This is a genomic window from Thauera humireducens, from assembly GCF_001051995.2.
Classification (GTDB): domain Bacteria; phylum Pseudomonadota; class Gammaproteobacteria; order Burkholderiales; family Rhodocyclaceae; genus Thauera; species Thauera humireducens.
Genome location: NZ_CP014646.1, coordinates 2,107,163 through 2,119,271 on the forward strand (window position 1 = coordinate 2,107,163; position 12,109 = coordinate 2,119,271).

Below are 12,109 nucleotides of genomic sequence, written 5' to 3' on the forward strand. Positions count from 1 at the left end.
TTCATTCCTCTCTGCTATCGGGTTCATCGGAGCTCGAAGCCCGCATTCTAGCGGATTCACCCGCCGTCCTCGCGGACAGCGTCCAGCGATTGCGCCCCTCGGACTTCGAGCGGTACATGGCCTCGTCCGCCGCCGCGATCAGTGCCTCGGCGTCGAGCCCGTTGTCGGGGAAGACGGCGATGCCGATGCTCGCCGTCACACCCGCGTCCTTGCCCTCGAAACAGAAGCGCAATCCGGCGACGGTCTCGCGCAACCGGCCCGCCAGCTCGGCCAACTCATCGATCTGGGCATCGGGCACCAGCATCGCGAACTCGTCGCCACCGATGCGGAAGAACATCTCGTGCCGGCGCACGATGCGGCTGACACGCTCGGCAAGTCGCACCAGCACCTCGTCGCCGGCCTGGTGTCCGAAGGCATCGTTGATCGGCTTGAAACCATCGAGATCGATGCCGAGCAGGCCCACCGCGTGCCCGCGCCGGCTCGCATCGGCCAGCGTCCGCTCGAGCTCCTCGTGGAAACGACGGCGGTTGTACAGGTTGGTGAGCGGATCGCGCTCGGCCATCTCGACCAGTCGCGCCGAGATGCGGCGCGCCTCGGTGACGTCCTCGTAGATCCACACGCGCCCGATGCCATGCCCCTCGACCGATCCCTCGACCACCGCCGAGCGATCGGTGACGATGCGCCCGTCGACGAGGCGGAACTCGAATGCATCGCTGACGCCCTGGCGCCGCTCGACCACCTCCGCGACGTGGGCGAAATAGGCATCCGGATCGGCAAGCTGCGGCCTCACCGTCTCCTGCACCACACTTTCGCGCGTGCCGATCAGGTGGGCATCCGGCGGATAGCCCCAGATCTCGAGCATGGCGCGGTTGTAATACAGCACGCGCTTGTCCTGATCCATGAAGAGGATGCCGAGCCGGATCAGGTTGAGCAGCGCGGCCAGGCGCTGGCGCTCGTCGTTGCTGCGCAGCAGGTAGTGTTCACGCAGCGCCTGCGCGCGGCGCAGTTCGGTGACGGTCTCCAGCAGCTTGTACTCGGTCTGCTTGCGCGCCTGGATGTCCTCTGCCGACAGGCGCAAACGCCAGTGGCCGCCGCTGTCCACGCGCCGCCAGTGCGACGCGACCCAGGCCGTCTCGCCGTCACGCCGCACGAACCGCAACTCGAAATCCTGCGGCAGGCCGTCTGCGGCAAGCTGCGCCACGGCCCGCGTGCAGTGCGCACGGTCGGACTCGTGGACGATCAGCGCGAACAGATCCTGCGCGACGAGACAGTCAGCGGGCGCATAACCGGTGACCCGCTCGATCGAGGGGCTGATCCACAACAGCCGAAGCTGCTCGTCGAACAGCGCCTCGACACCGTGCACACCCTCGGCCACCTGGCGACAGTAATCGTCCTGGGCGTTGACCGCCTCGTCTGACGCAGCGCGCTTGGGCCACAGGATCATAGGGACTTCACGAAGACCTTGGAGCGCCGCTGGAAGTTGTAAAGCTCCCGCTTCTGACGCGGCAAGGCCTCGGGACCGATCTCGTTGAAGCCGCGCTCGCGGAACCAGTGCGCGGTGCGCGTCGTGAGCACGAACAGACGCTCGAGGCGCTGAACACGGGCACGACGCTCGATGCGCTTGAGCAGCTGGTCGCCGAGGCCCGCCCGGCGGTACTCCGGCGTCACCGCAAGGCAGGCGAGTTCGGCCGCGTTGTCTTCCGAGAACGGATACAGCGCCGCGCAACCCACCAGCACGCCATCGTGCTCGACCACGGTGAAGCGCTCGATCTCCTGTTCGAGCAGCTCGCGCCCGCGACGCACGAGCGTACCGTCCGCCTCCATCGGCGAGATGAGCGAGACCAGCGCGGCCACGTCATCGACCGTCGCCTCGCGCAGGCGGAACAGCGGGTCGCGCGACACCACCGTCCCGACGCCGGCATGGGTGAAGAACTCGAGCAGCAGGCCGCCGTCCTTGTCACGATCGATCAGGTGGCAGCGCGCCACGCCACGCCGCACCGCGCGGATCGCACAGGGCAGGAAGAGATGGAGGTCCTCGGTCAGCCCTTCGCCGGTCTCGATCTTGGACTGCGCCTCGTCGGCCGTGACCGACTCGACGAGCTGGCCCTCGGCGTCGAGCAGGCCGGGCGCATCGCACAGGTAGATGAGCTTTTCGGCCTTCAGCGCCACCGCGACCGCCTCGGCCACCTCCTCCATCGCGAGATTGAAGATCTCGCCCGCTGGCGAGACGCCGAGCGGCGTGATCAGCACCACGTTCTGCTGGTCGAGGTCGGCGTTGATCTCCTCGGCGATGATCTTGCGCACAGCGCCGGTGAACTGGTAGTCGACCCCATCAACCACGCCGAAGGGACGCGCAGTGATGAAGTTGCCGCCGGTGACGCGCATGTAGCTACCGGCCATCGGCGTGTTCGGCAGGCCCTGCGACAGCAGCGCCTCGACCTCGAAACGCGTCACCGCCATGGCGGATTTGACGCACTCCAGCGCCTCGGCATCGGTCACGCGCAATCCGTGGTGGAAACGCGGTTCCAGCCCGCGCCGCGCCAACTCGACGTCGATCTGCGGCCGCGCCCCATGCACCAGCACCAGGCGGATGCCCAGCGCCGCGAGCAGATTGCAGTCGTAGGCCAGGCTTTGCGCGCGCTCGCCCGCCGCCACCTCGCCGCCGAAGCCGACGACGAAGGTCTTGCCGCGAAAGGCGTGGATGTAGGGGGCCGCGCCGCGCACCCAGGCGACGAACTGCGAGGTGGGATCCTCGGTCGCCGGCACGGCCGGCATGGCGGGTTTCGATTCAGCGTTCACGCATTCACCGCGACAGGAGCCGGCCGGACGGCCACGGGGGCCAACACGAGCGGCAGGATTTCGAATGACGGAATTCTAACGGATGCCACAGCCCTGCGCCGCGGCCTCATCAACACGGTCTCGGCGAGCACGACCTGATCGCCCCCATCATTGCGCAAGCACCGCCTCGAGCCGCTCGCAGATCGTGCGCAACACCTTGATACGCGCGAAGTGCTTGTCGTCGGCCTCGACCAGCGTCCAGGGCACGGTGCCGGTGCTGGTACGATCGACCATGTCGCACACCGCCCGCGTGTAGTCGTCCCATCTGTCGCGGTTGCGCCAGTCCTCGGGCGTGATCTTGAAGCGCTTGTGCGGTTCGGCCTCACGCTCCTTGAAGCGCTCGAGCTGCTCTTCCTTGCTGATCGCCAGCCAGAACTTCACCACCACCGCGCCGGCTGCGGTCAACTGGTCCTCGAAGTCGTTGATCTCGGCATAGGCGCGCATCCAGTCGGCCTCGGAGCAGAAACCCTCGACACGCTCGACCAGCACGCGGCCGTACCACGAGCGATCGAACATCACGACCTTGCCGCGCGGCGGCACATGGCGCCAGAAGCGCCACAGGTAGGGCTGCACGCGCTCCTCCTCGGTCGGTGCGGCGATCGGAATGATGCGGTACTGGCGGATGTCGAGCGCGCCGGCGACGCGGCGGATCGCACCGCCCTTGCCGGCCGCATCCATGCCTTCGAACACCAGCACCAGCGAGTGCCGGCGGAAGGCGTCCTCGCGCGTCAGCAGCGCAAGCCGGCCCTGCAGCAGTTCGAGCTCGCGCTCGTACTCCTTGCGCCCCATGTCCTGGCGCACGAGGCTGTCGACCAAGTTGCGCTGGTCCACCCGCGGCGCGAGCGGCGCCGCCGACAGGCGCGGCTTCCAGTTCTGGGAGGCCGCGTCGAGCCGGTGGCGCAGCGCCGACAGCAGCGTGCGCGCGACGAACAGCGCGCGGTAGTTGGGGTCCGAACCATCGACGATCAGCCAGGGCGCATCGCCCGTGCTCGTCGTGCGCAGCACGTGCCCGGCCACCTCGCGGTAGCGGTCGTACAGCTCGTAGAAGCGCCAGTCGCGCTCGGTGACGCGCCAGCGCGTGCGCTCATCCTTCTCCAGCTCTTTCAGTCGCTTTTTCTGCGCGTCCTTGGAGAGATGGAACCAGAACTTGATCAGCAGCACGCCCTCGTGCGCGAGCATCGCCTCGAAGCGACGGATCTCGTCCAGGCGCTGATCGAGTTCGGCGCGCTTGCACACGCGATCGACGCGGTCGCGGATGGGCTGGGTGTACCAGTTGTTGAACAGCACGCCGATCTTGCCGTGCGGCGGCAGCGCACGCCAGAAGCGCCACATGAACGGATGTTCGGCTTCCTCCGGCGTGGGCGTGTCGAAAGCCCAGGCCTGGATGTGGCGCGGGTCCATCCACTCGTTGAGCAGGTTGGCCGTCTCGCCCTTGCCCGCCCCATCCACGCCGTTGATCAGCACGACGACGGCAAACTGCTTCAGTTGCAGCAGATCGAACTGGGCGTCGAGCAGATCGGCGCGCAACCGCGGCACGATCGCGTCGAATTCTTCCTTCGTGGTCCGGTGACCAAGTTCCGCGGATTCGAACATCGATGCCCCTCGTCGGTTGTCGTCCAGCAGCCGGCACCCGCATGGCACCGGATCAGAAATCGCCCCACTGCGCCTGCAGCACGGCCAGCGCGGCCAGCCCTGCCGTCTCGGTCCTGAAGACCCGCGGCCCGAGCGTCACGCGCCGGAAACCGGCGGCGTCGCAGGCCGCCAGTTCGGCCTCGGTCCAGCCGCCCTCGGGGCCGATCAGGACATGCACCGCGCCCTCGGGCCGCGCCTCACCGCCGAAGCCGGTTCCACCACCGGGCGCCAGCACGTAGCCACGCTCGCCACGCACCGCAGCGAGCCACGGCACCAGCGGCTGCAAGGGATGGACCTGCGGGATGCGGTTGCGCCCGCTCTGCTCGCAGGCCGAGACCGCCACCTGCTGCCAGTGCGCAAGCCGCTTCTCGGCACGCTCGCCGGACAGTCGCAACACCGATCGCTCCGCCTGCACCGGCTGGATCGCCATGACGCCCAGCTCGACCGCCTTCTGCACCACCCAGTCCATCTTGTCGCCCGAAGCCAGTGCCTGCACCAGCACCACCTGCAACGGCGACTCGCGGTCGAGCGTCCGCCGCTCCCCCAGCTGCGCGAACCCTGCCTTGCCGCGCACCACCAGCCGGGCATCGACCTCGCCCCCCCGACCGTCGAACAGCACCATCGGCTCGCCATCGCGCAGGCGCAGCACGCGCAAGGCGTGGTGCGCGAGCCCCTCGGGCAGCGCGACCTCGCCGGACTCGGGCAGATGCCCCGGAAAATGGAATCGAGAAATCATCGTAAGATTATAGGCTCCGCATCCCCGCGCCCGACCGGCAAGGAGCCCACATGCCCACCGCAGCCCAACGCCTCGCCCGCGCACGCGCACTCGAATCGATGGTGCGCGACATCGCGCGCGCGGAAATCCTGCCCCGCTACCTGAAATCGGCACGCAACCGCAAGCCCGACGGCTCGCTGTTCACCGAGGCCGACGTCGAGTCGCAGCGACGTTTCACCGAGGTTCTGCCGCAGTTCCTTCCGGGGGCCGTGCTGGGCGAGGAGATGACCGCCACCGAGCAGGCCCACCTGTGGAACGAGGGCGGGCGCGGCATGTGGTGCATCGACCCGATCGACGGCACGACCAACTTCGCCAACGGCATCCCGCTGTTCGCCGTGTCCATCGCCTACCTGATCGAGCGCGAGCCGGTGCTGGGCGTCGTATACAACCCGATCACCGACGAGTCCTTCTACGCTGCGCGCGGCGCCGGCGCCTACCTCAACGGTACGGAGCTGCCCTTGCGCCAGGGAGCGGCCCGGCTGGCCGACGCGGTGGCGGGCGTCGATTTCAAGCGCATCAGCCACCACCTCGGCGACGAACTGGCGGTTCGTCCTCCGTACTACTCGCAGCGCAACTTTGGCTCCAGCGCGCTGGAATGGTGCTTCGTCGCGGCAGGCCGGCTCGATGTCTACCTGCACGGCGGGCAGATGCTGTGGGACTACGCCGCCGGCCGCCTGATCCTGGCCGAGGCCGGCGGCCAGGCCGAAGCCCTGGGCGGCGGCTCGCTGATGTCGGGGCCCGCGGTCAAGCGCGGCGTGATCGCCGCCGCCAACCCGGGCCTGTTCGCCGAGTGGTCGGCGTGGGTCAAGGCGCGCTCCTGAGCCCCGCAGCGCGTGTAAACGAATCTCACCGCAATTTGCTGCAGCGCAATATACTCGAGTGACGATACCGTTCGCCCAGCGCGGAGACCACCATGTCCATGAAGCACCCGATCATCGCCGTCACCGGCTCATCCGGCGCAGGCACGACCACGGTCAAACACACCTTCGAGGCGATCTTCCACCGTGAGCACGTGAATGCGGCCATCGTCGAAGGCGACAGCTTCCACCGCCACACGCGGGCGGAGATGCAGTTGCTGATCGAGGAGGCCGAGCGTCTCGGGCAACGCGGCATCAGCCACTTCGGCCCCGAGGCCAATCTCTTCTCCGACCTGGAAAGCCTGTTCCGGGCCTACGGCGAAGCGGCAACCGGCCGCCGCCGGCACTACATCCACAACGAGGCGCAGGCCATGCGCTGGAACCTGCCGATGGGCACCTTCACCGAATGGGAAGACCTGCCCGTGGGTACGGACTGCCTGTTCTACGAAGGCCTGCACGGGGCAGTCGTCACCGACACCGTGGATGTGGCACGCCATGTCGACCTGCTCATCGGGGTCGTGCCCACCATCAACCTCGAGTGGATCCAGAAACTGCACCGCGACACCAAGATCCGCGGCTATTCGCCCGAGGCCGTGCAGGACACCATCCTGCGCCGCATGCACGACTACGTGCATTACATCGTGCCCCAGTTCGCGCGCACCCACATCAACTTCCAGCGCGTGCCGGTGGTCGATACGTCGAACCCCTTCATCGCTCGCGACGTGCCGACACAGGACGAGTCGATGGTCGTGATCCGCTTCAAGGACCCGCGCGGTGTGGATTTCCCCTACCTGCTGCGCATGATCCACGACGCCTTCATGAGCCGCGCCAACACCATCGTGATTCCGGGCGGCAAGCTCGACCTGGCGATGCAGTTGATCCTCACCCCGCTGATCTGGAAGCTGATGGAGCGCCGCCGGCAGTGGGTTTGATCGCCCGACACGCTCACCTGACCATCTGTCGCCCGTACAGATGTCGCATTGCAGCATTGGCATCGCCGGGAACTTTTAAGGGATAATTGCGGCTTTTCCGATGGTGGCCTCCGGCCCGAGAACAGCATGCAGTCGACCCGCAACGTCAAAGCCCCGGTCTTCAACCCCATCACCGGCGCGATCCGCGCCCTGGCGATGGACGCCGTGCAACAGGCCAATTCCGGCCACCCCGGCGCGCCGATGGGCATGGCCGAGATCGCGGAAGTGCTGTGGCGCCACCACCTCAAGCACAACCCGGCCAACCCCAAGTGGGCCGACCGCGACCGCTTCGTGCTGTCCAACGGCCACGGCTCGATGCTGATCTACGCGCTGCTGCACCTGACCGGCTACGACCTGCCGATCGAGGAACTCAAGCGCTTCCGCCAGCTGCACAGCAAGACCCCGGGCCACCCCGAATACGGCTACGCGCCCGGCATCGAAACCACCACCGGCCCGCTCGGCCAGGGCATCACCAACGCCGTGGGCATGGCGCTGGCCGAGAAGATCCTCGCCGCCGAGTTCAACCGCCCCGGCCATGAAGTGGTCAACCACCACACCTACGTCTTCCTCGGCGACGGCTGCCTGATGGAAGGCATCTCGCACGAAGCCTGCTCGCTCGCCGGCACCTGGGGCCTGGGCAAGCTGGTCGCGTTCTACGACGACAACAACATCTCCATCGACGGCCACGTCGACGGCTGGTTCACCGACGACACCCCGAAAAGGTTCGAAGCCTACGGCTGGCAGGTCATCCGTGACGTTCAGGGCCATGACCCGGTCGCCATCGAAGCCGCCATCCAGCAGGCCAAGGCCAACACCGCCCAGCCCACGCTGATCTGCTGCAAGACCATCATCGGCGCCGGCGCCCCCAACAAGCAGGACAGCCACGACGTGCATGGCGCCCCGCTCGGCGCCGCCGAGATCGAGGCCGCGCGCGCCCACATCGGCTGGAACCACCCGCCCTTCGAGATCCCGGCCGACGTGTATGCCGCCTGGGATGCGCGCGCCAAGGGCGCCGAACGCGAGGCCGAGTGGAACGCCGCCTTCGCCGCCTACCGCGCCGCCCACCCCGAGCTCGCCGCCGAGTTCGAGCGCCGCATGGCCGGCGAGCTGCCCGCCGACTGGGACGCCCACGTCGCCGCGGTACTCGCCAAAGTCGCCGACAAGGCCGAGACCATCGCCACCCGCAAGGCCAGCCAGAACAGCATCGAAGCCTACGCGCCCAAGCTGCCCGAGCTGCTCGGCGGCTCGGCCGACCTCGCTGGCTCCAACCTCACGCTGTGGTCGGGCGCCAAGGGCGTCAGCAAGAGCAGCGGCGGCAACTACGTCTATTACGGCGTGCGCGAGTTCGGCATGGCGGCGATCGCCAACGGCACCAGCCTGCACGGCGGCCTGATCCCCTACACCGCCACCTTCCTGATGTTCAGCGAGTACGCGCGCAACGCCCTGCGCATGGCCGCGCTGATGAAGGTGCGCCAGATCTTCGTGTTCACCCACGACTCGATCGGCCTCGGCGAGGACGGCCCCACCCATCAGCCGGTGGAGCAGACCGCCACGCTGCGCCTGATCCCCAACATGGACGTGTGGCGCCCCTGCGACACCACCGAATCCGCCGTGGCCTGGGCGAGCGCGATCGAGCGCCGTGACGGCCCGACCAGCATGTGCTTCTCGCGCCAGAACCTGCCCTTCCAGGCCCGCACGGCGGAACAGGTCGCCGCGATCCGCAAGGGCGGCTACGTGCTGTCGGAAGCTGCCGGCGGCAAGCCGCAGGCGGTGATCATCGCCACCGGCTCCGAGGTCGCGCTTGCCATCGCCGCGCAGAAGACGCTGGCCGAGCAAGGTGTCGCAGTGCGTGTGGTGTCCATGCCCTCGACCAACGTCTTCGACCGCCAGGACGCCGCCTACAAGGCGAACGTGCTGCCCGCCGGCCTGCCGCGCGTCGCGGTCGAGGCCGGCTGCACCGACGGCTGGTACAAGTACGTGGGCCTCGAAGGCCGCGTGATCGGCATCGACCGCTTCGGCGAGTCGGCGCCGGCGGGCGAGCTGTTCAAGTATTTCGGCATCACTGCGGATGCGGTGGTGCAGGCAGTGAAATCGGTGCTCTGACGAGAACCTGACGCGGGAGCGGCTCCGGAATCGGACTGCTCCCGTTGCACATCGGGGCTCGGTCCGGCACGCGCCGGCAGGGCATCGGCAAGGACAAACATTCAGTTTTACGACGTTATTTCAGGGAGAAGCATCGATGAGCATCAAGGTCGCCATCAACGGTTTCGGTCGTATCGGTCGCTGCACGCTGCGCGCCATCTACGAGCAGGGCCTGCAGAACGAGTTCGAAGTGGTCGCCATCAACGCCTCCGGCGATCTGGCCACCAACGCCCACCTGCTCAAGTACGACACCACCCACGGCCGCTTCGCGACCTCGGTCGACACCGAGGGCGAGAACGTCATCATCATCGACGGCAAGAAGATCCCCTTCTACTCCACCAAGGACCCCAAGGGCGTCAACTGGGGCAGCCACGGCGTGGATGTGCTGCTCGAGTGCACCGGCGCCTACACCACCAAGGCCAAGGCCCAGGCCCTGCTCGACATGGGCGCCAAGCGCGTGCTGATCTCCGCCCCGGGCGGTGACGACGTCGACACCACCATCGTCATGGGCGTGAACGAAGAGGTGCTGCGTGGCGACATGACCGTCGTCTCCAACGCCTCGTGCACCACCAACTGCCTGGCCCCGGTCGCCAAGATCCTGGCCGACAGCGTGGGCATCAAGCAGGGCCTGATGACCACCATCCACGCCTACACCAACGACCAGGTCACGGTGGACGTGCGCCACAAGGACCTGCGCCGCGCCCGCGCCGCCGCCGCCAACATCATCCCGACCAAGACCGGCGCCGCCAAGGCCGTCGGCCTGGTGCTGCCGCAGCTCGTCGGCAAGGTCGATGGCTTCGCGCTGCGCGTGCCCACCATCAACGTCTCGCTGGTCGACCTCACCTTCACCGCCGAGCGCGCCACCACCAAGGAAGAGATCAACGAACTGATGACCGCCGCGGCCAACGGCCCGCTGAAGGGCATCCTCGCGGTCAACACCGAGCCGCTGGTGTCCTCCGACTTCAACCACACCACCGTGTCCTCCACCTTCGACGCCACCCAGACCCGCGTCATCAAGGGCGAGGACGGCTCGGTGCTGGTCAAGGTGCTGGCCTGGTACGACAACGAGTGGGGCTATTCCTGCCGCATGCTCGACGCCGCCCGCGCCTTCGCCAACGCCAAGTAAGCCCGGCGGCCATCGCAATTCATCGACGCCCTGCCCCGCAGGGCGTTTTCACGAGACCGACACGACCATGCAAGTCAAGAAGCTCAACGAAATCGACGTCCGCGGCAAGAAGGTGTTCATTCGCGCCGACCTCAACGTGCCGCAGGACGACGCCGGCAACATCACCGAGGACACCCGTATCCGTGCCTCGATCCCGTCGATCCAGTACTGCCTCGACAACGGCGCCGCGGTGATGATCACCTCCCACCTCGGTCGTCCAACCGAAGGCACGGTCGGCCCCGACGACACCCTGGCGCCGGTCGCCGTGCGCATGGGCCAACTGCTGCACCGTCCGGTGCGCCTGATCGCCGACTGGGTCGACGGCGGCTTCGAGGTCAAGCCGGGCGAGGTCGTCCTGCTCGAGAACTGCCGCTGCAACGTCGGCGAAAAGAAGAACAACGAAGAACTGGCGAAGAAGATGGCCGCGCTGTGCGACGTCTACGTCAACGACGCCTTCGGTACCGCCCACCGCGCCGAGGCCACCACGCACGGCATCGCCCGCTTCGCCCCGGTGGCCTGTGCCGGGATGCTGATGGGCGCCGAGATCGACGCGCTGTCCAAGGCGCTGCATGCGCCGAAGCGTCCCCTGGTCGCCATCGTCGGCGGCTCCAAGGTGTCGTCCAAGCTGACCATCCTGAAGTCGCTGGCCGACAAGGTCGACCAGCTGATCGTGGGGGGCGGCATCGCCAACACCTTCCTGCTCGCTTCCGGCAAGCGCATCGGCGAATCGCTGGCCGAGCCCGAGCTGGTCAAGGAAGCCCAGGCCATCATGGACATGATGAAGGCCCGCGGCGCCGAAGTGCCCCTGCCGGTCGACGTCGTCGTCGCCGACGAGGTTTCCGCCCTCGCTCGCGCCAACCGCATTTCGGTGGACGAAGTCGGCCCGCACGACCGCATCCTCGACGTCGGCCCGAAGACGGCGGCCAAGCTGTCGGAAATCATCGCCAACGCCGGCACCATCGTCTGGAACGGCCCGGTCGGCGTGTTCGAACTGCCGCAGTTCTCCGGCGGCACCAAGATGATGGCCTCTGCCATCGCCCACTCGGAAGCCTTCTCGATCGCCGGCGGCGGCGACACCCTCGCAGCCATCGCCAAGTTCCACATCGCAGAAGACGTGGGCTACATCTCGACGGGCGGCGGCGCCTTCCTCGAGTTCCTCGAAGGCAAGACCCTGCCTGCGATCGCAGCACTGGAAGAGCGCTTCACCGCCTGATTCGTCTCCGCACGCGGGCAAAAGCAAAGGCCACCCCGCAGGGTGGCCTTTGTCCATTCAGGGGCAGCTAGAGCACCGGCTGGGCCAGCAGGTCCGTCTTGCGCCGACCGCTCGTCACGCGCCGATCCTGCGAAAGCTCGGTGATCGGCGCCCGCCGGGCATGAATGTAGGGGTCGCGGCGATTGTGGTGGCGGCGATCCTCGTAGTGCAGGTAGATGCATTCGCAACTGGTCTGATTGCAGCCCGACAGGGGCAGCTGCGGGGCGTGGGCGGCCAGGAAGCGCTTGCCCGCCATCCGACGCACGGCCTCGCAGCCGCCGCCGCGCGCCTCGACCGCAACGCAATGGTAGGGATGGGCCGGTATGTCGGTCTGCGCAGGCATGGGCTGTGGCCGGCGGCGTAAGGTCGTCCATCCGGTGACGAACAACGCCGCGATCACGATGCTGAGAACGACTGTCAGGTCCATGAGCCTACCCCTCTTGTTTATCCGTCAGTCTAGTACAGCCGCATGACTTT

The 12,109-nt window shown here is 67.5% G+C and carries 10 protein-coding genes; 5 read left to right on the forward strand and 5 right to left on the reverse strand.

The annotated features are described in order from the left end of the window. Position 1: 1 nt before the first annotated feature. From AC731_RS09970 to AC731_RS09985, 4 genes are all read right to left on the reverse strand, one after another. Positions 2–1,444 carry a sensor domain-containing diguanylate cyclase gene (locus tag AC731_RS09970; protein WP_048705711.1) on the reverse strand — a complete coding sequence of 481 codons (1,443 nt, stop codon included), beginning with the start codon at positions 1,442–1,444 and terminating at the stop codon, positions 2–4. Then, positions 1,441–2,775, reverse strand: coding sequence for an amino-acid N-acetyltransferase (gene argA, locus AC731_RS09975; protein ID WP_004263007.1), 1,335 nt, complete (start codon positions 2,773–2,775; stop codon positions 1,441–1,443). Before argA ends, AC731_RS09970 begins: the two co-directional genes overlap by 4 nt. Before the next feature lie 171 nt (positions 2,776–2,946). After that, positions 2,947–4,431 carry a polyphosphate:AMP phosphotransferase gene (gene pap, locus AC731_RS09980; RefSeq protein WP_048705714.1) on the reverse strand — a complete coding sequence of 495 codons (1,485 nt, stop codon included), beginning with the start codon at positions 4,429–4,431 and terminating at the stop codon, positions 2,947–2,949. Positions 4,432–4,483: 52 nt separating this feature from the next. Further along, on the reverse strand, positions 4,484–5,206 hold the full coding sequence (locus AC731_RS09985) for a 16S rRNA (uracil(1498)-N(3))-methyltransferase (protein ID WP_048705716.1): 723 nt from the start codon (positions 5,204–5,206) through the stop codon (positions 4,484–4,486). A 50-nt stretch (positions 5,207–5,256) separates the two neighbouring features. Here AC731_RS09985 and AC731_RS09990 point away from each other — a divergent pair, with 50 nt between their 5' ends. The 5 genes from AC731_RS09990 (at position 5,257) to AC731_RS10010 (ending at position 11,593) form a co-directional block, all read left to right on the forward strand. Then, positions 5,257–6,066, forward strand: a complete 810-nt coding sequence (locus AC731_RS09990) for an inositol monophosphatase family protein (RefSeq protein ID WP_004263001.1) — start codon at positions 5,257–5,259, stop codon at positions 6,064–6,066. Positions 6,067–6,158: 92 nt separating this feature from the next. After that, the gene (locus AC731_RS09995) at positions 6,159–7,034 is read left to right on the forward strand and encodes a phosphoribulokinase (RefSeq protein WP_004262999.1); all 876 of its coding nucleotides are present in this window, start codon (positions 6,159–6,161) and stop codon (positions 7,032–7,034) included. A gap of 126 nt (positions 7,035–7,160) precedes the next feature. Further along, the gene (gene tkt, locus AC731_RS10000) at positions 7,161–9,176 is read left to right on the forward strand and encodes a transketolase (RefSeq protein WP_048705719.1); all 2,016 of its coding nucleotides are present in this window, start codon (positions 7,161–7,163) and stop codon (positions 9,174–9,176) included. Between the two features lie 136 nt (positions 9,177–9,312). Continuing rightward, positions 9,313–10,341, forward strand: a complete 1,029-nt coding sequence (gene gap, locus AC731_RS10005; RefSeq protein ID WP_048705721.1) for a type I glyceraldehyde-3-phosphate dehydrogenase — start codon at positions 9,313–9,315, stop codon at positions 10,339–10,341. Between the two features lie 67 nt (positions 10,342–10,408). Then, entirely contained in the window at positions 10,409–11,593 is a 1,185-nt protein-coding gene (locus tag AC731_RS10010; RefSeq protein ID WP_048705724.1) for a phosphoglycerate kinase, read from the forward strand. 67 nt (positions 11,594–11,660) lie between these two features. Here the strand turns inward: AC731_RS10010 and AC731_RS10015 are convergent, their stop codons facing one another. Further along, complete coding sequence (locus AC731_RS10015) at positions 11,661–12,059, reverse strand: hypothetical protein (protein WP_048705726.1); 399 nt, start codon at positions 12,057–12,059, stop codon at positions 11,661–11,663. Positions 12,060–12,109 lie beyond the last annotated feature (50 nt).